Raw genomic sequence first — 21,097 nt, 5'->3', positions numbered from 1 at the left:
CCTACTTGAGGTACTTGTCGATCGCGGACGTGGTGAAGTCGGCGTGCAACTGCTGCTCGTCCATGGCATGAGACTTGACCGAGTAGTTCAGGCCGTTCGAGATGTTCGCGCAGGCGGCCACGAGGGTCTTCACCTGGCTCTCCCACGTGGTGTTGAGCTTCAGCAGCGCCGCGCCGCTGGCGAAGCTCTCCTTCGTGAGCGCTCCGGCGGCCTCGCCGGTGGCGGTGGCGGCGTGCCTGCCGTCCGTCTGGAGGCGCGAGTGCAGCTTGTAGGCCTCGGTGCCGATGGCGCCGATGTGGTCCTGGTTGAGCTCCAGGTCCCCGCCACCACCGCCGCCGGGCTCGACCGGTACGTGGTTGAGCCGCATGGAGACGTTGGCGGCGGCCGTGGCGCGCGCCGCCGACCATTCCTCGTCGAACGACATCGCGTGCTTTCCTCCTTGTGTCACATCAGCCTCTAACACGCTGATGTGCGCCTGTGGTTACGGCCCCGGCCACGAGCAGGCAGGCTCCCATCCCGAGGACGACCCAGGGAAGGAGCCCTTCTCGGCTCGTCTCGTTCTGTACGTGCGACGCGGGTACTGGGGCTGGTACGGGTCCGAACCGGCCCGGGGCTGGAGATGGTAGCCCGTCGGCCGCGACGAGGTCGGGGAGCGGGTAGACGTCCGCGGGGCCGGGGTCACCGGGGGTGGTCAGCGCGCTGACCGGGCTGACCGCTCCGTAGCCGAGACGGTCGTTGTGCCGGACGCCGTGGACGGGGTCCGGCTTGTCGGCCGTGTTCAGCAGGACGCGGAGTATCTGGTTGTTGGTCCAGTCGGGATGGGCGGACCAGAGCAGCGCGGCGGAGGCGGAGGCGAGGGCGGTGGCCTCGCTGGTGCCGTGGCTGACGCAGAGACCGGGGCCGGGGTCGGGGCCGGGGTCGGGGTCGGAGCCGGATCCGGAGCCGGAGCCGGAGTCAGGGCCCGCGCCGGAGTCAGGGCCCGCGCCGGGGCCTGAGTCGGGATACGGCTCGAACCCGGACTCGGACTCATCGGCGCAGCCGGTGGCGATGTCGACGCCGGGGGCGGACAGGTCCACCTGAGGGCCGTGCTGGGACTCCTGGGTGGCGGCACCGTCCGGGTCGACGGCGGAGACGCCGACCACTCCGGGTGAGCCCGAGGGGTACATGACCTCGTTGGGCCCCTCCCCGTCGTTGCCGACGGAGGAGAAGACGAGCTTGCCGTGGTCCAGCGCGTACCGGACGGCGGCGTCGAGTTCCGCGCTCCTGCCCGGTCCGCCGAAGGAGATGTTCAAGACCTTGGCTTCCGAGTCCGCGGCGAAGCGGATCGCCTCGGCGATCGACTGATGGAGGCGGAGGTTCCCTCCGCCCTCCGAGACGCGGAGCGGAAGGATCTTGGCCCCGGGTGCCAGCCCGAACGCCCCGCCACCGGACGGACGCTTGCCCGTGCCGGCGATCAGGGCGGCGATGCCGGTGCCGTGATGGCCGTAGTCGGTGCGTTCGTCGCCCTCGTAGCCGTGGGAGAAGTCCTTGCCCCGGACGACTTGGCCGTCGAGCTCGGGGATCCTGGCGACGCCGGTGTCGATGACTGCGACGGTGACGCCCCGGCCGGTGCCGAGTCTCCAGATGTCCGGGGCCTTCATGGCATCGAGATGCCACTGCTCCGGCCGAGCCGTGTGGGCTTGGGCGTGGGCGGCCGGAGCCGCGGCGACCCCGGCCAGCAGGAGGCCGACCAGGGCCGAGGTCGTCCGACGCGGCCGCACGGACCGCCGTCAGGCGTTCCGGCGCCGCACGACGACTGCCGTCACGGCTCCGCCGATGAGCACGCAGGCACCGAGCCCGAGCCCGATCCAGAGAAGACTGCTGCCGCTCTTCTTCGCCTCGGCCTGCGGCGCCGGCTTCGGAGCCGCCGAGTCGGGTGCCTTGCCGTCGCTGGAGGGCGAGGCGTTCTTGGCCGCGGCGGCCAGGTCGGGCAGCGGGAAAACATCCGCCGGACCGGGGTCACCGGGAGTGGGCAGCGCGATCTTGGGTCGGACTACGCCGTAGCCGACGCCGTTATTGCGCTCCGCGCCGTCGACGGGCTTACCCGCAGTGTTCAACAGAACCCGGAGCACCTGGTTGTTCGTCCATTCCGGGTGAGCGGACCACAACAGGGCTGCCGACGCGGAAGCAAGGGCAGTGGCGTCGCTTGAGCCGTGGTTCTTGCATACGCCCGTCTTGCCGCCACAGGCTGTAACGATGTCAACACCAGGTGCAGACATGTCGACCTGGGGACCGTGCTGCGACTCCTTTGTAGCTTCGCCGTTAGGGTCAACGGCGGCGACACCCACAACGCCTGGCGTAGCGGCAGGGTAGAGAACCTTGTTCGTCGACTCCCCATCGTTGCCTACGCCAGCAAAGATCAGTTTCCCCTTGGACAGGGCGTACTTCACGGCATCAAGCCGCCCCGGGTCATCCTGCTCCGTCGCCATGGAAATGTTGATGACCTTGGCTTCCGAGTCCGCCGCATACCGAATCGCCTGGGTCCAAATGGGCCTGGTCGAGTTGAACTCGTGCGGTACTCGGATCGGCAGAATCTTGGCCCCCGGCGCCAGCCCGAATGCCCCATCACCGCTCGGGTGCTTTCCCGTACCCGCGATCAACGCAGCCATGGTCGTGCCGTGGTTGTCATAGTCGTTACGCTCGTTCCCCTCGTACGACCCGTCGTACGTCTTCGCGTAGTCCTTGCCGGGGAGAACCTGCCCCTCAAGCTCGGGAACGGAGCCCACGCCGCTGTCAATGACGGCGACCGTGACACCCTTGCCGGTACTGATCTTCCAGATGTCGTCGGCCTTCATGGCGTCGAGATGCCATTGCTGCGACCGAATGGTCGCCGCCTGGGCCGGGGTCGCGGCGACCCCGGCCAGCAGGAGGCCAACCAGGGCCGCGGTCGCCTTGCGAATGCGCATCCCGTGCAACGTCCGTTCTACTCAGTCGATCACCGGCGGAACAACACGGTCGTTGCCCTGCCAGGTCTCTTCGTCCTCGGCCAGGTAATCGGGGCGCTCGCCCCCCTGCTGGTCGCGCCGGTTACCCGGAGCGTGGATGCCCGCACCCGCATGCCCCATGGCACCGCGTGCCGAACCAGCTCCGGAACCATTGCGCACCAGGCCCGATCCACCCTGCGTGAACGGCTGGCCTCCCGTGGTCGGACGGCCGATCGCGGCGGACTGACGCCCGCCGACAACACCGCCGGGCTCCATGGCGAGCCTACGACCCATCGCGGAACCACCCGGGCCACCGCCGTGGGGACCGCCCCCACCTCCGGGATGCATTCCGCCCCCCATGCCGCGGCCGAGTCCCTGCTGGCCGCCACCTTCCTGGCCGATCACCGTGCCACGCGGGATACCCGCACTGGGGCCATTGGTGGTCACCGGGCGACCGCCCATGATCCCCGTGTCGCGCGGCAGCAGGCCGCCAGTGCCACCGACCTTACCGAGGGGAGGGGTCGTTACCTGGAACTTACCGCCGGGTCCGCCGCCGGACGGGTTCGGCGGACCGATGGGAGGGAGCGCGATGGGAGCAACGGGTCCGGGCAGGGGGCCACCACTCGGTCCCGGGCCCGGGACCGGGCTGCTGGGCAAACCCGTGACCGGAGGAAGCGTCTTGTCGGGGAGCGTCGCGACGTGGTCGAGGTCTACGTCCACGTCGCGGTCCGGCAGCCCCGGAACGGGTACCGGTCCGGTCGTTGGAGGCGGAGTGGTCTCCGACTGGTGGCCAGGGGTCAATCCGGGTTCGTTCGGGGATCCTCCGGCTCGCGGTGCGGAGGCACCGTACGAGGAACTCCCGGACCCTGAACCGGTTCCGTACCCGCCGCCGTCGCGCGAGAGGTCCTGCCCACTGTCGACCTTCGGCGGGTCAAACGCCCCCGGCGGCGGCGGGAACGTCGGGATTTCCGCCTTGCCCATCTGCGTCGTCGACTGGTCGTACGAGCCGGCCAGCTTCGTCAGGGCGTCGACCGCCTTCTGGTGGTCGCCGCTCAGCTTCGCGTGGGCCTCCTGGCCCATCTTCTGGGCGTCCGGGTCGTTGTGGAAGTCGTGGGCCGCCTTGAGGTTGGCCGCGGCGTCCGCGTCGTACGCCGGCATGTTCTTCTTGACCTCGACCATGGTCTGCGCGGCCTCGGTCATCCACTTGCCGCCGGCCTCGCTGTAGTCGCCCAGCCGCAGCGTCGCGCTGCCCGTCTGGCCGACCCAGTTCTCGAAGGCCGTGGCGGCCTCGCCCTCCCAGCCCTTCACACGGTGCTTCTTGAGGCTCTCGCCGATCTCCTTGATCGTCTTGGCCGCCTCCGTCAACTGCGTGCCGCGGGTCTTGACCGTCTCCGCATCAAGAGAAGCGATCATGGCAAGCAGCTGCTGGTGCGTGTAGCCCTCAAAGTTCGTCGCCATCAGACCCTGCCCCCCGGCGTCTTGTCCTTAGAACCCGATCCCGACGCTTCCTGCTTCTCACGGGCCAGCGGGTCGCGGTCAGGAACGTAGTCCTTCTTCGCCTGGGCGACGATGGCGCGCATCCGCGCCTCCGTCTCCGCGTCGACCCCGCCGTAGCCCTTGCCCGCCGTCAGAATCGCGATGCCCAGGGCCTCGATCTGCCCCGCCAGGCCCTTCGACAGGTTCTGCAGCTGCGTGTGCACCGTCGAATACGTCTTGTGGAGGGCTTCCGCCTCTCCGAAACCATGGCCCAACGCCCCATCAGGCAGCGTGCCGTGGGCCAGCTTCTTGGTGTCCGCCTGGGAACCGTCGAGCTTGTCCAGAAGGTCGTCGACCCGGTTCTTGAAGTCCTTCATCGACTCGAACTCGACCTCGAGCGCCCTCGCCTGCGCCATGACCGCATCCGCCAGACCCGAACCGAGGCCGCCCAGCCCCACCAGCGCGTCCGGTGCCTTCTCCTCTGCCACGATGGCCTCCCCGACTCCCCGTAATCCCCGGGGTCGCGGCGTCGCCGCCGCGGCCCCTCCCCGTTCGCACCCGTTCGATCGCGCACGTACTACGTCTTTCCGATCACTCTAGCGACCGGTACCGACAGTCCCAACCTCGGGGTTGCACGTGCAATGTGGGTCACACGTTCACGAGTTGGGCGTCGCGACCGCCGCCGACGGCCGGATCGGGAGCCTGTTCACCGGGCGTCCCGTGGCCGCGCGTACCGCCGAGGCTACCGCCGCCGGGGCCGTCACCACAGGGATCGCGCTCGCCGCCTTCGCCCCGAACGGGGCCACCACGTCCCGCTCTTCGACCAGTTTGACGATCCGGACCACCGGCGCGTCCAGCGACGTCGGCAGCGCGTAGCCCGTCAGGTCGGGGTGGCGTACCAGGCCCGACACCGAGCGGAGGTTCTCGCTCAGCGCCGCGCCCACGCCCTGCGTGACGCCCGCTTCGATACGGGCCTCCAGCTGGCGGGGGTTGAGGATGCGGCCCACGTCCTGGGCGACCGCCAGTTCGACCACCCGCACCGAGCCGAGCTCGATGTCCACGTCCACCACCGCGCGGATCGCGCAGAACGCGAGGCCCACGAACGCGTCGCCCTGGCCGTCGCCGTCCAGGGGCTCCGTCGGGTGGGGGCGGCACTGGGCCGTCGCCCAGAGTTCCTTGCCCGCCATCGCCTCGGCGACCGTCGTCGAGAACGCGCCGTCGTAGGACGTGATGCGGCCGTCCTGGATCTGCAGGAGCTCCGTCGACATGCCCAGCTTGTGGGCCATCGGCTGGAGGAGCTGCGTGCGGACCATCTTCGCCGCGCGCTCCACCGCGCCACCGGACACCCACGTGTGGCGGCCGTGCGCCGCCGGTCCCGCCGGCGGCTGGTCCGTGTCGACCGGGGCCGTCACCACCTCGTCCACGCCCAGGACCTCCTGGACGATCTGGCGGGCCAGCGTGGAGAAGCCCTGGCCGGTGTCGACGGCGGCGCAGATCACCGTCGCCGCCCCGTCGACGACCTTGACCGTCGCCGTCGAGACCTCGTCGGTGCCCTCCGCGCCGAGCATGTGGACCATGCCCACGCCGTACCCGACCCCGCGCCGCACCGCGCCCGGCTCGCCCGCGCCCTCCGGGCCGCCCGGCAGCAGCCACTCCTCCTCCGGGGTGTCCTTCGGCAGCGAGGGCAGCTCGAAGTCACGGACCGCGCGCAGCAGTTCGGCCACCGGTGCCGGGCACGTCACCGTCTGGCCGGTGGGCAGCAGGTCGCCCGTCGCCAGTACGTTGCGCAGGCGCAGCTCCGCGCCGTCGATGCCCAGGGCGGCCGCGAGCTTGTCCATCTGGCCCTCGTACGCGGCGCAGACCTGCATCGCGCCCTCGCCCCGTACGTGGCCGGACGGCGGGTTGTTCGTACGGACCGCCCAGCCCTCGACGAAGGCGTGCGGGACCACGTACGGGCCGCACGCGAAGGCCACGGCCGCCGCCAGGGACTCGGAGGAGGAGTCGGCGTAGGCTCCCGCGTCCATCAGGATCTGGGCCTCGACCTTGACCAGCCGGCCCTCGGCGTCCGCGTGGTGGCGGTAGCGCAGCAGCGTCGGGTGGCGGTGGGTGTGGCCGAGGAAGGACTCCTCGCGGGTGGCGGCCAGCTTGACCGGGTAGCCGGTGCGCAGAGCCAGGAGGCCGAGGGGCAGCTGGAAGGCGGCGTCCTCGCGGTCGGCCGTCGCGCCCGGGACGCCGGTCACCACGACCCGCACCCGGTCGGGTTCGAGGCCGAAGCAGGCGGCCGCCAGGTCGCGGTCCAGGTGCGGGTCGGTGGAGGCGGTGTAGATCTCGACGCCGCCGTCCGGCCGCGGCACGGCCAGCCCGGCCTCGGCGCCGATGGGCGCGGGGTCCTGGCGGCCGATCCTGTACAGGCCCTCGACGACGACCTCGCCGGTGGCCTCCGGGTCGCCGTAGCGGAGCGGGATGTGCCGGATCAGGTTGCCGTCGGGGTGCAGGGCGGGGGCGCCGAAGGACTGCTCGGGGTCCGTCACCGCCTCGAGGAGCTCGTACTCGACGGCGATCGCGGCGGCGGCGAGGCGGGCGGTGTCCGGGTGGTCGGCGGCGACGGCGGCGATGGGCTCGCCGTGGTGGCGCACGACGTCGTGGGCGAAGACGGGCCGGTCGGCGATGCGGCGGCCGTGCGTGGTGGCGCCGGGGACGTCGGCGTGGGTGACGACGGCGCGCACGCCGGGCATGGCGGCGGCCGCGGAGGTGTCGATGGAGAGGATGCGGGCGTGGGCGTGCGGGGAGCGCAGGACGGCGGCCCACAGGAGGCCCTCGGCCCACAGGTCGGCGGCGTACGGGAAGGTGCCCTCGCTCTTGGCGCGCGTGTCGGCGGCGGGCACGGAGGCCCCGATGCCGCGCGGCACCTCCTGCTCGCCCGCCTCGGGCGCCGCGGCGGCCGAGGCGCCCGCGGAGATCGATACCGTCGTCGTGGCCGTGGCCGCGTCGTGCCCGCTCACGCCATGCCTCCGTTGTGGTGGATCCCGCCCTCGCCGGGCGGCGCCTGGTGCGGGATACGTGCCTCCGCGCCTGAGCCGCTCCCGGTCCCGGGCGCGTCGGCCGTGGCCGACGTCTCGCGCTCGGCGACGACCTCGCGCACGGCCTCGATGACGCCCTTGTACCCGGAGCAGCGGCACAGGTTCCCGCACAGGGCCTGCCGCGTCTCCAGCTCGCTGGGGGCGTGGTTGCCCTCCAGCAGGTCATGGATGGTCATGGCCATGCCGGGCACGCAGAACCCGCACTGCACCGCACCCGACCTGCACAACGCCTGCTGCACGTCCGAGAGTTCCCCGCCCGCGGCGAGCCCCTCCACGGTCCGCACCTCGCTGCTCGCCGCGGTCGCGGCCGGGACCAGGCAGGAGGCGACGAGCCGGCCGTCGACCTGCACCGCGCACGCCCCGCACTCGCCCTGCGAGCAGCCGTCCTTGGCGCCGGCGAGGCCGAGGCGCTCGCGCAGCACGTAGAGCAGGGACTCGCCGATCCACGCGCCGGTGACGGGCCGGTCGGCGCCGTTGACGCGCAGGACGTAGGAAGCCAGCGGGTGCTCGTGATGGGCGACGGCCTCGGCTGTCGCGTTTTCTTCGTACGTCGCCACCTCGCCCGGGAAACCTTCGGGGGTTCCCGCGTCCGGCGTCGCCCCGGCGATGTCCGCGGTGTCCTCACCCGGCGCGGGCGCACCCGCGGCTTCGCCCGTCCCGAACCCGCGCCCGTCCGTCCCGAACCCGCGCCCGTCCGTCCCGGCGGGCTCCGCGAGGGGCTCGGCCGTGAACCCGTGCTCTCCGCCCGGCCCGGGCTCCGCCCCGGCGCCGCCGTGGCCGGATGCCGTGAACCCGTGCCCGTCGGTGTCCCCGCGCTGCGCGAAGCCGCCGTCACCGGCGACGCCACCGGCCCCGGGACCACCCGACAGCACGTACTCCGCGGCCGCGACGGGCGTCGCCTCGCGCTCCGCGGCCCGCTCCGCGTCCAGGTCGGCAGGGACCGCCTCCGCGGCCTCCGCCCCCGGGTGCGGCCGTTCCGCCGTGACCGGGGCCGACGCCGGACCATGGGCGGCCTCGATGTCGTGCGGGGCCGGCTGCACCGGCTCCGGCTCCGCCGCCTCCGGGAGGGGGGTGCCCACACCGGGCCCGCCCAGGACGCGGGGGCCGCGCCCGGAGCCGCCGACGCCGGGGCCGCCGAGCCGCCGCAGGCCCGCGCCCGAGGTGGCGGTGTCCGCCCCGTCGGGGCGCGCCTCGGGCAGCACCCCCGAGCTCATGACGGCACCCGGGCCCGCGTCCGCGACCGGCACCGCGGCCGCCGCGGCCTCGAAGCCGGGATGGGTGGCCCACGGGGCCGCCGCGCCGCCGGGCAGCGTCGCCGGGGCCTGGCTCCAGTCGGCCGCCGGGGCGCTGTGGCGGAACTCGCCGGTCTCCTCGGGCAGTTCCGGGAGGGTCCACTGGCCGGTGGTCACGGGCTCGGAGTCCTGGACCGCCTCCGGGAACCGCCACTCGGCGGTGGCACCGGGATCGTGCGCGTCCTCGGCCGGCGCCGGCGCGGTGTCCGCGGCCGGGCCGGCCGTCCGGCCCGAGACCCGGACGGGATCCTGACCCGCGCCCTCGAACGCCGCGGCCACCGACGCCGGAAGCGGGATCGAGGCCGGAATCGGCCCCCCGACCGGTGCGGGCGCGGGTGCGGGCGCGGCAGCGGAGGCAGCCGCCCCCGCCTCCGGCCACTGCGCCGGCATCGTCCACGTCCCCGTGGCCGCCGGATCCGCGCTCGCGGAACCCAGCGGCACGATCATCGGCGGCGGCACGTAGCCGTGGCCGGGCGCCGCGAGCGGTTCCCCGGTGCCGAGCGCGTCCAGCATGTCCTGCGGCAGCTTCACGAAGGCCGTCGCGTCGGAGTCGTACTCGCCGCCCTGCGGGACCGGTTCCCAGCCCCAGCTCGTGCCGGTGTGGCCCGCGGGACCCGCGTCCCCCGTCGTTCCGCTCACGTTCTCGTTCCCACTCATGAGCTCAGTGCCCTCCCCAGGGCCCTCCGTGCCAGCACGGCGACCGTCCGCCGCAGATGCAGTACCCCGGGAGCCACCGGCTCCCCCTGGTCGGGGACGCAGGCGGCGGCGACGTACTCGCCGAAGGCCTCCAGCGCCTCGGGGGCCAGGGTCCGCCCCCCGTCCCAGTCGATCAGCGAGGCCACCCACTGCTCGGCCTCCAGCGGCCGCAGCGGCATGGGCGCGACCGCACCGATCGCACAGCGCACACCGCGGCGCGCGGGATCCAGTACGAGCCCCACGGACGCCACCGCGCGCCCCGGGCCCGTACGCCCCGTGGCCTTCAGGAAGACCTGCGGCGCGTGCAGCAGCGGCACCCGTACGAAGCCGATCAGCTCACCGGGCCGCAGCATCTCGCGGCCGGCCAGCAGGTACGAAACCGGGATCTCCCGGCGCGAGCCGCCCGGGCCGTGGATGACGAGGACGGCCTCCAGCGCGGCCAGTACGGGCAGTGCGTCGCCCGTCGGCGCCGCGGTGGCGATGTTGCCGCCGAGGGTGCCCGCGTTGCGGATCTGAGGGGGTCCGGCGGCTCGCGCGGCCGCCGCCAGCGCGGGGATCAGAGCGGCGAAATCCGGCCGTCCCATCCGCGCGTGGGTGAGCCCTGCGCCGAGCAGCGCGTGCCCGTCCTGGTACTGCCAGCCGCGGATCTCGTTGATCCGGCCCAGGCCGACGAGCGCGGCGGGCCGCAGCAGCCCGGCGTTGACGGAGGCCATGAGGTCGGTGCCGCCGGCGACGGGCACGGCGGCGGGCATGGCGGCGAGTGCCGCCACGGCCTCGTCGAGCGAGGCCGGCAGCGTCACGGACTGCGCCGCCTGCGGCCCCTGAGATGAATGCAGTGCATGCGGTGCGTGCGTGGTCAACCCAGCTGCCCCTTCCCGATGTCCCGGTCCCGGCGCTCACGCCTGTCCGCCGTACGGTACGTGCTCACCGCCGGGACGTGGCAACTCTGGCACATCTTCCCCACCTCCCGGCGCGAGGGTCCGGCGGGCGCCCCCTGGCGCTTCCGGACGTCCGGTTTCCCCCGTATTCACGGAATCTGCCGAATCAGTTCCGATCTGCCGAATACCCCGGAATAGAGCAAGAGTTCCAGACCGCCCCCAAGAACGTAGGACGTCCCGGAACCCTCGGGAGTTCCACGGAAGTCCGAAGCGTTCCGATCGGTACCGATCGGTCCGGAGGTCGTCGGAGGGCGGCCGGGCCGCCTTCGGACGACGGCCGGCGCACCGCCGGGGCACCGTCGGCGCACCGCCGGGGCACCCGGGAGGGCGGGCGGGGCGCGGGACGGGAGCGAGAGGGCGCGGAAGGGCGCGGAAGAGCGCGGAACGGTTCCGGCCAAACCCCTGCCGCCCTTCCGCGCCCATGAACACCCTCCGCCCGCGTCACACGTTCGGGGGCTCCCCCTCGATCGGACGCCCGAGCACCCCGGGCCGCCGCTGCCACGGCAACGGCCCGCCCGGCGGCCGGTAGTCCACGCCGAGCGCGTCAAGCCGCCGGTAGTGCCCGCCCATCCGGGCCTCGAAGCCCGCGTAGTCCCGCTCGTCCGGATCCGGCAGCCGCGACCACACCACCTCGGCGAAGGCCGCCAGTCGCGGGAACACCTGGTAGTCGACGCGGCTCTGGTTCTCCATCACCTCGGTCCACACGTTGGCCTGCGCGCCCAGCACGTGGGACGCCGCCTGCGCCGAGAGCTTCGGCGGCACCGGCTCGAAGCGGTACACGTCCTCCAGCGAGCGCACGTACCCGATCGGCATCGGCTCGTCCGCGCCGCCCGCCTGACGGTGGTCCAGGTACACCTGCTGCTCGGGGCACATCACCACGTCGTGCCCGGCCTCGGCGGCGGCGATCCCGCCCGCATACCCGCGCCACGAGGAGACCGCGGCCCCCGGCGCGAGCCCGCCCTCCAGGATCTCGTCCCACCCGATCAGCCGCCGCCCGCGCTCCGCGAGCCAGCCGTCGAAGTGCCGGATGAACCAGGACTGCAGCCCGTCCTCCCCGTCCACCCCCAGCTCCCGGATCCGCTCCTGCGCGAGCGCCGACGCGCGCCACTGCTCCTTGGGGCACTCGTCGCCGCCCACGTGCACGAACGGCGAGACCTCCGCCGGGAACAGCTCCAGCAGCTCCTCGAAGACCCCCTCGTAGAAGCGCAGTACGGCCTCGGTCGGCGCGAGCACGTTCTCGTTGACGCCCCAGTCGTCCCACACCTCCAGCGCGCCGGTGTCCACGACGTCGGTGTTGCCGAGCTCCGGGTACGCGGCGATCGCGGCCTGCGAATGCCCCGGTACGTCGATCTCCGGGACCACCCGCACGTGCCGCTCGGCGGCGTACGCGACGATCTCGCGGATGTCGTCCTGCGTGTAGAAGCCGCCGTGCGGGGTCTCGTTCCACAGCGGCGAGGCCCGGTGCCCCCAGCGGCTGCGCGGCCGCCACCCGCCCACCTCGGTGAGCCGCGGGTACCGCTTGATCTCCACCCGCCAGCCCTGGTCGTCCGTCAGGTGCAGGTGCAGGACGTTGAGCTTGTGCGCGGCGAGCAGGTCGACGTACCGCAGCACCCCGTCCTTCGGCATGAAGTGCCGGGCCACGTCGAGCATCATCCCGCGCCACCCGAACCGGGGGCCGTCCTGGACGCCCCCCACCGGCAGCCGCCACTCGCGGCCCGGCGCCGCGGGCGCCCGCCGGTAGGCCTCGGGCCCGAGCAGCTGGCGCAGCGTCTGCGCGGCGTAGAAGAGGCCGGCCGGGTCGGCGCCCTCCAGCAGCACCCACCGCCGCGTGACGTGCAGCTCGTACGACTCGGCGCCGACGCTCCGCGCGAGCTCGGGACGGAGCACCAGCCGGATCACCGCGCGCCCGCCGCCGCCGTACGTCCGCTCCGCGGCCGGCGCGGGCAGTTCCCAGCCGGTGGCCGCGCCGAGCTCGCGGCGCAGCCAGCGGGCGGTGCCCCCGGTGCCGGGGCCGGCGTCGAGCAGCGGATCGTCCAGGACGCACACGTCGGCGCCGTCGTCACCGTCGCCCTCGCGGGCGAATCGCGCGTACCGGGGCTCCGGAATCAACTCGGGCATGGCCTCGACCCCTCCACCGTCCAGCCGTTGCGGCATGCGCAACGCGCGTTCCACAGGGCGCCCTGCGCCTGTGCGGCCGACCCTAGCCCGCCCCCCGGACGCGGCAAAGGCCCCCGGACGCGCCTGAGCGCGTCCGGGGGCCTTCGAGGGCTTTCCGAGGACCTGGGGCCCGCTGAAGCGGGGCCCTTCGGACCGGGGCTACTTGTCCTTGCCGCCCTTGTCCTTGTCCCCGCCGGGACCCATGGACTCGTAGATCTCCTTGCACATGGGGCAGACCGGGTACTTCTTCGGGTCACGGCCCGGCACCCACACCTTGCCGCACAGCGCGACGACGGGGGTCCCGCCGAGCGCGCTCTCCATGATCTTGTCCTTCTGGACGTAGTGGGCGAAGCGCTCGTGGTCGCCGTCGCCGTGGGACACCTGCGGCGTCGGCTCTACGAGGGTCCCCGTACCAGTCCCGCGCTCGGGCTCAAGAGTGCTCATGAAATCCAGGGTACCGACCCGTGCGCGGCTCAGTTGAGCGACGGGTCGTCGGGATACGTGGCGACCATCGCGAGCTCGCTGCGCTGGCGGCGCAGCACCGCCCGCCACAGCCTTTCGGGATCCGGGTACGACACGTCCCCGGGCTCCGACTCCACGACGTACCAGGCGCCGTCGCCGAGCTCGACCTCCAGCTGGCCCGGGCCCCAGCCCGAGTACCCGGCGAAGATCCGCAGCGAGCCGAGGGCCGCGGCCAGCAGCTCCGGCGGGGCCTCCAGGTCGACCAGGCCGATCGCCCCGTACACGCGGCGCCACCCGAGCGGCCCTTCCTCTCCGGGGATGACCGCCACGCCGAGGGCCGAGTCCAGGCCCACCGGCCCGCCCTGGAAGACGACCCCGGGATCGCCGGCCAGGGCGGCCCAGGGCAGCAGGATGTCGCCGACCCCCACGGGGGTGGGCCGGTTGAGGACCACGCCGAGCGAGCCCTGCTCGTCGTGGTCGAGCAGGAGCACCACCGCGCGGTCGAAGTTCGGGTCCGCGAGGGCGGGGGTGGCCACGAGCAGCCGCCCTGTGAGGGAGGACACCTCGGTCATGCCGACATGATCCCGCACATCGGCCGTTCCGGGGAGCGGGCGGGGAGATCGGATCGCCCGCAGCTCAGGGCGCACGGCAGCAGCGGGCGGCGCGTGCCGAGGAAGCCGGCGGAACGCAACACTCCGCCATGCGGTGGATACGGAGGGTGTTGTGCCGAATTCATGACAGTCCTACGGCCACGTCGGCCTTACGAACAAGGGGGTGGTGGCCCTTACCCTTTTCCCTGGCCCCCTGCCCACCCCTCTCCGGAACGCGAGATTCATGACCGGCATCAGTGACGATGTACTGCTTGTCCACGGCGGCACCCCGCTCGAGGGCGAGATCCGTGTCCGCGGTGCGAAGAACCTCGTGCCCAAGGCCATGGTCGCCGCTCTGCTCGGCAGCGGACCCAGCCGGCTGCGCAACGTCCCCGACATCCGTGACGTGCGTGTCGTACGCGGGCTGCTCCAGCTGCACGGGGTGACGGTCCGCCCCGGCGAGGAGCCGGGCGAGCTCGTGCTCGACCCCACCCACGTCGAGAGCGCGAACGTCGCCGACATCGACGCCCACGCGGGCTCTTCGCGCATCCCGATCCTCTTCTGCGGCCCGCTGCTGCACCGCCTCGGCCACGCCTTCATCCCGGGCCTGGGCGGCTGCGACATCGGCGGCCGGCCGATCGACTTCCACTTCGACGTGCTCCGCCAGTTCGGCGCGACCATCGAGAAGCGCGAGGGCGGCCAGTACCTGGAGGCCCCGCAGCGCCTTCGCGGCTGCAAGATCCGCCTGCCCTACCCCTCGGTCGGCTCGACCGAACAGGTGCTGCTGACGGCCGTCCTGGCCGAGGGCGTCACCGAGCTGAGCAACGCCGCGGTGGAGCCGGAGATCGAGGACCTCATCTGCGTGCTGCAGAAGATGGGCGCCATCATCTCCATGGACACCGACCGGACGATCCGGATCACCGGTGTCGACCGCCTCGGCGGCTACAACCACAAGGCGCTCCCGGACCGCCTGGAGGCCGCCTCCTGGGCTTCCGCGGCGCTGGCGACCGGCGGCAACATCTACGTCCGCGGGGCGCAGCAGCGCTCGATGATGACGTTCCTGAACACGTACCGCCGCGTCGGCGGCGCGTTCGAGATCGACGACGAGGGCATCCGCTTCTGGCACCCGGGCGGCCCGCTCAACGCGATCGCGCTCGAAACGGACGTGCACCCGGGATTCCAGACCGACTGGCAGCAGCCGCTGGTGGTCGCCCTGACCCAGGCCGCGGGTCTGTCGATCGTCCACGAGACGGTCTACGAGTCCCGTCTGGGATTCACCTCGGCGCTCAACCAGATGGGTGCACACATCCAGCTGTACCGGGAGTGCCTGGGCGGCAGCGCCTGCCGGTTCGGGCAGCGCAACTTCCTGCACTCGGCGGTCGTCTCGGGCCCGACGAAGCTGCAGGGCGCCGACCTGGTCATCCCCGACCTGCGCGGTGGGTTCTCGTACCTGATCGCGGCGCTGGCGGCCGAGGGCACCTCGCGGGTCCACGGCATCGACCTCATCAACCGCGGCTACGAGAACTTCATGGAGAAGCTCGTGGAGCTGGGGGCCAAGGTCGAGCTCCCCGGCGGCGACCTCGTCTGAGCCGTACGGCCGACCGAGAGCCCCCGGGACCCGCAAGGGCCCGGGGGCTCTCGCATGCGCCCACCGGCCCGCACACGGCCGCCCAACGGCCTTGCGGGGCCCCTCGCCGGCCCAACCGCCCTCCATGGGGCCCCTCTCGCCGGCCCAGCGGCCGTACGAGCCCTCTCGCCGGCCCGTGACGACCGCGCCGGGCAACGGCCCCCGGACAGCCCGAAGGGCGGCCTCCCCGCCCGGGGGTGGCCGCCCTTCGCCAGTACTGCGTACTGCTCTGCCGCTCCGAAGGCCCGTACGGGCCCCGGTACGGGCAGGACTTACTTGCCCTTGGCGGCTTCCTTGAGCTTGGAGCCCGCGGAGACCTTCACGCTGAAGCCGGCCGGGATCTGGATGGGGTCGCCGGTCTGCGGGTTGCGCGCGGTGCGAGCGGCACGGTGGGTGCGCTCGAAGGTCAGGAAGCCGGGGATGGTGACCTTCTCGTCGCCCTTGGCGACAATCTCGCCGACGGTCTCGGCGAGCGCGGCCAGAACGGCGTCGGCGTCCTTGCGGGTCACCTCGGCGCGCTCGGACAGAGCGGCCACCAGCTCACTGCGGTTCATGTTGTACTCCCGTGTTCAACTTGCCTTAGAGGCGTGAGATCGAAGCCGATGCTGCCAGGGCCCTCGGACAGTCCCCGGACCCGGGTCTGAACGTCAGACCCTCTCGCCCGGTTACGCATCCTGCCCCCACCAGCGGCGGGAAAGCCAATCCGGCACCCGCCAGGGTCACACGAAAAGCGCCACAGTCACGCCGCGGTGACGCTCCGTCCGCACTTGGTGGATGCGGACCGCGGACCTCGCGGGCATCCCCGCAACCCTAGAGGCGGCCCGCCGGGCCCGCATCCCGCGACGCGCCGGGAACGGCGAGCCGTGAGGGCCGTCACAGCGGCGGCCGGGCCCGGCGCGACTTCGTCCGATTCCGCGTCAGATCGCCGAGGCGGCCTTGCGGACGGCTCCGGCGACCGCGCCGGCCACCTTGTCGTTGAACACCGACGGGATGATGTAGTTGGCGTTGAGCTCGTCCTCGCCGACGACGTCCGCGAGCGCGGTCGCGGCGGCCAGCATCATGTCCGTGTTCACCGTGCGGGACTGGGCGTCCAGCAGACCGCGGAAGACGCCCGGGAAGACCAGCACGTTGTTGATCTGGTTGGGGAAGTCGGATCGGCCGGTGGCGACGACGGCGGCGGTCTGGCGGGCGACGGCCGGGTCCACCTCGGGGTCCGGGTTCGCGAGCGCGAACACGATCGCACCCTCGGCCATGGCGGCGACGTCCTCGCCGGACAGCACGTTGGGGGCGGAGACGCCGATGAACACGTCGGCGCCGACCACGGCCTCCTTCAGAGTGCCGGTGTAGCCCTCGGGGTTGGTGTTGTCGGCGATCCAGCGCAGCGGGGAGTCGGCGGCCGCGTCGACGAGGTCGGTGCGGCCCGCGTGGACGACGCCGTGGATGTCGGCGCTGACCACGTTCTTCACGCCGGCCGCGAGGAGCAGCTTGAGGATGGCCGTACCGGCCGCGCCGGCACCCGACATGACGACCTTGACGTCGCCAACTGCCTTGCCCACCACGCGAAGTGCGTTGGTGAGGGCGGCGAGGACGACGATGGCGGTGCCGTGCTGGTCGTCGTGGAAGACGGGGATGTCGAGGGCCTCGCGCAGCCGGGCCTCGATCTCGAAGCAGCGCGGCGCGGAGATGTCTTCGAGGTTGATGCCGGCGAAGCCCGGGGCGATGGCCTTGACGATGGCGACGATCTCGTCGGAGTCCTGGGTGTCGAGGCAGATCGGCCATGCGTCGATGCCGGCGAAGCGCTTGAAGAGGGCGGCCTTGCCCTCCATGACGGGCAGCGCGGCCATCGGGCCGATGTTGCCGAGGCCCAGTACGGCGGAGCCGTCCGTCACGACTGCGACGGAGTTGCGCTTGATGGTGAGGCGGCGCGCGTCCTCGGGGTTCTCGGCGATGGCCATGCACACGCGGGCGACGCCCGGGGTGTAGATCATCGAGAGGTCGTCACGGTTGCGGATGGGGTGCTTGGACGCCATCTCGATCTTGCCGCCGAGGTGCATCAGGAAGGTTCGGTCGGAGACCTTGCCGAGACTGACGCCCTCGATGCCGCGCAGCTTGCCGACGATCTCGTCGGCGTGCGCGGTGGAGGTCGCGGCGATGGTGACGTCGATACGGAGCTTCTCGTGACCGGAGGCGGTCACGTCGAGGCCGGTGACCGACCCACCGGAAGACTCCACGGCGGTGGTCAGCTGGGAGACCGCGGTTCCGCTCGCGGGCACTTCCAGGCGGACCGTCATCGAGTACGAGACGCTGGGCGCCGTTGCCATGGCCGTGTTCCTCTTCTGTCCCTGGTTTTTTGTACACACACAGGGCCCTGCTGCACGGCAGGTGCGGCAGGACCTGTTGTCCGATCGTCCCACCTACCAGCCAGTACAAGGTAACCAGCTACAAATTTCGGAAAGACACTTCCACCATACGAGATAGATCAGGCGTTCGGAAGCGTAGGCCCGTACGAAAAAGGTCCGCGCCCCTCGGTATCCGAGGGGCGCGGACCTGTATGAACGTCTATGACACCGACCCGCCATGCTCGCCTCGCGGCAAGTGGTCGCTCTAAGCGACGAAGGTTGGGCCCGGGGGCTTGGATCGAGTCGGTGCCGTACCCAGGCTAACAAAGGATCGCCGGAAGCGATCCCCCTCCAGGGGGTTGACCTCGCCTCACCACGCGTGTGGCCGCGAGCCATCCGTGCCACGCGGTCCCGCGGAGCGCGGACCCCCTACGGCTTCAGCAGCGCCGGCACCCCGTCCGCGTCGGGCTCGTCGCGGCCGGCGGAGACCACCGTCAGCTGCTGCGTCGCGCGGGTCAGGGCCACGTACAGGACCCGCAGGCCCGCCGGGGACTCGTCGGCGATCTCCGCCGGGGAGACGACCACCGTGGCGTCGTACTCCAGCCCCTTGGCCTCCAGGCTGCCGAGCGCCACCGCCCGCTCCCCCAGGTCCGCCAGCCAGCCCGCGGCCTCCGCGCGCCGGTCCATGGCCACGACCACGCCGACCGTGCCGTCGACCTGCTCCAGCAGCCTGCGCGTCTCCTCGCGGACCGCGGCGCCCAGATCTGCGCCCGCGGCCGTGAAGCGGGGCTCCAGCCCCGTGGAGCGGACCGCCGTCGGCGGTTCCATGCCCGGCATCGCCAGCCGCAGCACCCGGGCCGCGACCTCCGCGACCTCCGCCGGGTTGCGGTAGTTCACCGTGAGGGTGAACCGGCGGCGCGGCCGGGACCCCAGGGCCTCGTCCCGCGCCTCGGCCGCCTCCTCCGGGTCCGTCCACGAGGACTGCGCCGGGTCTCCGACCACCGTCCAGGTGCCCATCCGGCCCCGGCGGCCGACCATCCGCCACTGCATCGGCGTCAGGTCCTGCGCCTCGTCGACGATCACGTGCGCGTATTCGGTGCGCTCCGCCGCGATCCGCTCCGCCCGCTCCCACTGGGTCTCCTCGCGGGTCGGCATGAGCTCCTCCAGCCCGCTGAGCTGGTCGAGCGGGTCGAGCTGCCGCTTGCGCTTGGGCCGCGCCGGGGCGCCGAGCAGCAGCTGGAGCTCGTCCAGCAGCGCCACGTCGTGCACCGACAGCGGACCCTTGCCGTCCGGGCCCACCCGGCGCAGCGAGCGCGCCAGCTGGCGGGACTCGCGCGGGTTCAGGACCCGCCGCGACCAGCGGCCGAGCCGGCGCTCGTCGGCCATCGCGGCGAGCACCGCGCGCGGGGTCAGCTCGGGCCACCAGGCGTTCAGGAAGTCGATGAACGCGTCCTCGGTGGAGATGTCCTCGTCGAACGCGGAGCGCAGCTCGGCGGCCAGCTCCGGATCGCTGTGCCGGCCGGCCCCGCCGGATCTCGAGTACAGGGCGTCGAGGAGCAGCTTGCGGGCGCGCGGGCGCAGCAGGTTCACGGGCGCGGTGCCGCTGAGCACGTTCTGCCGGATCCGGTTCAGCTCGTCGGCCTCCAGCTCCTGGCGCCGCCCGAAGGCCACGACGCGCAGCCGCTCGGGGGCGTCACCGAGTTCGAGTGCGCCCCGTACGGCCTTGTGGAGCACCTTGCGCATGCGCGAGGAGCCCTTGACGCGGGCCACGGCCGGTTCGTCGTACGTGGTCGCCTCGGCGCCGTCGACCAGCGAGCCGAGCGCCCGGATGGCGACCTGGCCCTCCTCGCCGAGCGAGGGCAGCACGCCCTCGGTGTAGGCGACGAGCAGCGGGGTCGGCGAGACGATCAGGATGCCGCCGGAGTAGCGGCGCCGGTCCTGGTAGAGCAGGTAGGCGGCGCGGTGCAGGGCGACGGCGGTCTTGCCGGTGCCGGGCCCGCCCGCGACCTCGGCGACCGAGGCGGCGGGGGCCCGGATCACCATGTCCTGCTCGGCCTGGATGGAAGAGACGATGTCCCGCATCGAGTGCGTGCGGGCCCGCCCGAGCGCGGCCATCAGGGCGCCGTCGCCGATGGCGGGCAGCTCCCGGCCGTCGAGGGAGGCGGTGATCTCCGGGCGCATCAGGTCGTCCTCGACGCCGAGCACCTTGCGGCCCTTGGAGCGGATGACGCGGCGCCGTACGACGCGGCCCGGGTCCTTGGGCGTGGAGCGGTAGAACGGCGCGGCGGCCGGCGCCCGCCAGTCGATGACCAGCGGCGCGTAGTCGGCGTCGAGCACGCCGATGCGCCCGATGTGGAGCGTTTCGGCGATGTCGGCGGTGAGGTCCTCGCGGATCGCGTCGTCGGCCGGCTCGACGGAGGTGTACGCCCCGTCGGGGCCGCGCTCCCCGTCCTTGCCGAGGACCAGGTCGATCCGGCCGAAGAGGAAGTCCTCGAACTCGTTGTTCAGCCGGTTCAGGTGGATGCCCGCCCGGAAGACCTGCGCGTCGCGTTCGGCGAGCGCGCCGGGCGTGCCGACCTGACCGCGTTTGGCCGCGTCGTTCATCAGGAACTCGGCCTCGTCGATCTTCTCCTCGAGGCGGCGGTACACCTGGTCCAGATGCGTCTGCTCGACCGCGATCTCCCGATCGCGGACGGAATCCGCCGTGCTGTCGACAGCGGCATTCTGCGCGGCCACCAAGGCCCCCTTCTGACGTGCATGGGCGACCGTCAACCGTACGCGAAGCTGCGCCCTGTCCGCACGCCCGTTCCGGTGACCGGGCGAAGATCACTGCCCGATCGCCTTCCGGACGCCCTCCGGTACCTACCCGGGACGGGCCGCGAGCACCCTGCGGCGGTGCCGGGCGACCCTCTCGCGGTTGCCGCACAGCTCGCTGGAGCACCAGCGCCGCCGGTGTCCGCGCGAAGTGTCCAGGTAGACGCGGGTGCAGCCGTCCCCTTCGCAGGAGCGCAGCAGGTCCCGTTCGCCGGGATCGGTGAGCAGTTCCACGGCGTCCCGGGCCACGGCGGCGAGCAGCGCACCGCATTCCACGCCGCCGCACAACTCCCGCACGAGGTGCCCCTCTTGGTCTTGTACGGCACACAGTCCCGGGGGTGGACCGGCGGCCAGTGCGTTGACCCGGGCCAGCGCGCCCTCGTCGGGACCGGCCCCGGCGAGCTCGGCCCGTACGAGGCTCCCCACGTCGCGGCGCAGGGCCCGGAAGGCCTCCACCCAGTCGGGGCCCACCCGGGCGATCGGCGTCCGGTCGGGCACGAGCCCGGCTCCGGTCAGCCACAACCGCAGGTCGTCACCGTCCTGGATCTCCTCGGCGCCCGCGGGGGCGGCGAAAGTGGCCACCAGGTCCAGGCACACCCGCCCGGAGTCGAACCACATGCCCGTCACCGCCTCTTGCCTAGGGGTGCGCGTGCTTCTCAGAGT

Annotated in this window: 16 protein-coding genes; 1 reads left to right on the top strand and 15 read right to left on the bottom strand. The window is 72.6% G+C overall.

What is annotated here, in order from left to right; genetic code table 11:
* Window position 1: 1 nt before the first annotated feature.
* The 11 genes from K7B10_RS25150 to K7B10_RS25100 all read right to left on the bottom strand — a co-directional run bounded on the left by K7B10_RS25150 (window position 2) and on the right by K7B10_RS25100 (window position 13,636).
* Entirely contained in the window at window positions 2-424 is a 423-nt protein-coding gene (locus K7B10_RS25150; protein ID WP_229339325.1) for a hypothetical protein, read from the bottom strand.
* A gap of 25 nt (window positions 425-449) precedes the next feature.
* Entirely contained in the window at window positions 450-1,760 is a 1,311-nt protein-coding gene (locus K7B10_RS25145; RefSeq protein ID WP_229339323.1) for a S8 family serine peptidase, read from the bottom strand.
* Between the two features lie 9 nt (window positions 1,761-1,769).
* Complete coding sequence (gene mycP, locus K7B10_RS25140) at window positions 1,770-2,945, bottom strand: type VII secretion-associated serine protease mycosin (protein ID WP_229339321.1); 1,176 nt, start codon at window positions 2,943-2,945, stop codon at window positions 1,770-1,772.
* Between the two features lie 21 nt (window positions 2,946-2,966).
* Window positions 2,967-4,421: a WXG100 family type VII secretion target gene (locus K7B10_RS25135; protein ID WP_229339319.1), complete on the bottom strand. Its 1,455-nt coding sequence runs from the start codon at window positions 4,419-4,421 to the stop codon at window positions 2,967-2,969.
* Window positions 4,421-4,927, bottom strand: coding sequence for a DUF2563 family protein (locus K7B10_RS25130; RefSeq protein ID WP_229339317.1), 507 nt, complete (start codon window positions 4,925-4,927; stop codon window positions 4,421-4,423). The genes K7B10_RS25135 and K7B10_RS25130 overlap by 1 nt, the downstream gene beginning before the upstream one ends.
* A 168-nt stretch (window positions 4,928-5,095) precedes the next feature.
* A complete protein-coding gene (locus tag K7B10_RS25125) occupies window positions 5,096-7,441 on the bottom strand; it encodes a xanthine dehydrogenase family protein molybdopterin-binding subunit (protein WP_372481459.1) in 2,346 nt (781 codons plus the stop codon).
* The gene (locus tag K7B10_RS25120; protein ID WP_229339315.1) at window positions 7,438-9,468 is read right to left on the bottom strand and encodes a (2Fe-2S)-binding protein; all 2,031 of its coding nucleotides are present in this window, start codon (window positions 9,466-9,468) and stop codon (window positions 7,438-7,440) included. The genes K7B10_RS25125 and K7B10_RS25120 overlap by 4 nt, the downstream gene beginning before the upstream one ends.
* Complete coding sequence (locus tag K7B10_RS25115) at window positions 9,465-10,367, bottom strand: FAD binding domain-containing protein (protein WP_372481458.1); 903 nt, start codon at window positions 10,365-10,367, stop codon at window positions 9,465-9,467. The genes K7B10_RS25120 and K7B10_RS25115 overlap by 4 nt, the downstream gene beginning before the upstream one ends.
* A gap of 519 nt (window positions 10,368-10,886) precedes the next feature.
* A complete protein-coding gene (locus tag K7B10_RS25110; protein WP_229339311.1) occupies window positions 10,887-12,563 on the bottom strand; it encodes a beta-N-acetylhexosaminidase in 1,677 nt (558 codons plus the stop codon).
* A 198-nt stretch (window positions 12,564-12,761) separates the two neighbouring features.
* The gene (locus K7B10_RS25105; protein WP_030161320.1) at window positions 12,762-13,046 is read right to left on the bottom strand and encodes a DUF3039 domain-containing protein; all 285 of its coding nucleotides are present in this window, start codon (window positions 13,044-13,046) and stop codon (window positions 12,762-12,764) included.
* A gap of 29 nt (window positions 13,047-13,075) precedes the next feature.
* Window positions 13,076-13,636 carry a YqgE/AlgH family protein gene (locus K7B10_RS25100; protein ID WP_229339309.1) on the bottom strand — a complete coding sequence of 187 codons (561 nt, stop codon included), beginning with the start codon at window positions 13,634-13,636 and terminating at the stop codon, window positions 13,076-13,078.
* Window positions 13,637-13,898: 262 nt separating this feature from the next.
* On the opposite strand from K7B10_RS25100, the gene murA reads away from it, so the two are divergent.
* Window positions 13,899-15,242: a UDP-N-acetylglucosamine 1-carboxyvinyltransferase gene (murA, locus tag K7B10_RS25095; protein WP_099891985.1), complete on the top strand. Its 1,344-nt coding sequence runs from the start codon at window positions 13,899-13,901 to the stop codon at window positions 15,240-15,242.
* A 311-nt stretch (window positions 15,243-15,553) separates the two neighbouring features.
* On the opposite strand, the gene K7B10_RS25090 is transcribed toward murA, so the two are convergent.
* The 4 genes from K7B10_RS25090 to K7B10_RS25075 all read right to left on the bottom strand — a co-directional run bounded on the left by K7B10_RS25090 (window position 15,554) and on the right by K7B10_RS25075 (window position 21,052).
* Window positions 15,554-15,835, bottom strand: coding sequence for an HU family DNA-binding protein (locus K7B10_RS25090; RefSeq protein ID WP_030161324.1), 282 nt, complete (start codon window positions 15,833-15,835; stop codon window positions 15,554-15,556).
* Window positions 15,836-16,198: 363 nt separating this feature from the next.
* Window positions 16,199-17,602, bottom strand: coding sequence for an NAD-dependent malic enzyme (locus K7B10_RS25085; protein WP_229339307.1), 1,404 nt, complete (start codon window positions 17,600-17,602; stop codon window positions 16,199-16,201).
* A gap of 447 nt (window positions 17,603-18,049) precedes the next feature.
* Window positions 18,050-20,356, bottom strand: a complete 2,307-nt coding sequence (locus K7B10_RS25080; RefSeq protein WP_229339305.1) for a HelD family protein — start codon at window positions 20,354-20,356, stop codon at window positions 18,050-18,052.
* A gap of 126 nt (window positions 20,357-20,482) precedes the next feature.
* Window positions 20,483-21,052 carry a CGNR zinc finger domain-containing protein gene (locus K7B10_RS25075; protein ID WP_229345382.1) on the bottom strand — a complete coding sequence of 190 codons (570 nt, stop codon included), beginning with the start codon at window positions 21,050-21,052 and terminating at the stop codon, window positions 20,483-20,485.
* Window positions 21,053-21,097: the final 45 nt, after the last annotated feature.

It is taken from the genome of Streptomyces flavotricini (assembly GCF_020639365.1).
GTDB classification, from domain to species: domain Bacteria; phylum Actinomycetota; class Actinomycetes; order Streptomycetales; family Streptomycetaceae; genus Streptomyces; species Streptomyces flavotricini.
The sequence above is the reverse complement of the archived record's forward strand: the minus strand, read 5'-3'. Positions and strand labels throughout refer to the sequence as shown.

What these genes read in the sequence shown, in the direction of transcription:
- K7B10_RS25090 (WP_030161324.1), bottom strand. Translation starts at nt 15,835, where the DNA reads ATGAACCGCAGTGAGCTGGTGGCCGCTCTGTCCGAGCGCGCCGAGGTG.
- K7B10_RS25120 (WP_229339315.1), bottom strand. Translation starts at nt 9,468, where the DNA reads ATGAGTGGGAACGAGAACGTGAGCGGAACGACGGGGGACGCGGGTCCC.
- K7B10_RS25075 (WP_229345382.1), bottom strand. Translation starts at nt 21,052, where the DNA reads ATGTGGTTCGACTCCGGGCGGGTGTGCCTGGACCTGGTGGCCACTTTC.
- K7B10_RS25105 (WP_030161320.1), bottom strand. Translation starts at nt 13,046, where the DNA reads ATGAGCACTCTTGAGCCCGAGCGCGGGACTGGTACGGGGACCCTCGTA.
- K7B10_RS25085 (WP_229339307.1), bottom strand. Translation starts at nt 17,602, where the DNA reads ATGGCAACGGCGCCCAGCGTCTCGTACTCGATGACGGTCCGCCTGGAA.
- K7B10_RS25135 (WP_229339319.1), bottom strand. Translation starts at nt 4,421, where the DNA reads ATGGCGACGAACTTTGAGGGCTACACGCACCAGCAGCTGCTTGCCATG.
- K7B10_RS25150 (WP_229339325.1), bottom strand. Translation starts at nt 424, where the DNA reads ATGTCGTTCGACGAGGAATGGTCGGCGGCGCGCGCCACGGCCGCCGCC.
- murA (WP_099891985.1), top strand. Translation starts at nt 13,899, where the DNA reads ATGACCGGCATCAGTGACGATGTACTGCTTGTCCACGGCGGCACCCCG.
- K7B10_RS25110 (WP_229339311.1), bottom strand. Translation starts at nt 12,563, where the DNA reads ATGCCCGAGTTGATTCCGGAGCCCCGGTACGCGCGATTCGCCCGCGAG.
- mycP (WP_229339321.1), bottom strand. Translation starts at nt 2,945, where the DNA reads ATGCGCATTCGCAAGGCGACCGCGGCCCTGGTTGGCCTCCTGCTGGCC.
- K7B10_RS25100 (WP_229339309.1), bottom strand. Translation starts at nt 13,636, where the DNA reads ATGACCGAGGTGTCCTCCCTCACAGGGCGGCTGCTCGTGGCCACCCCC.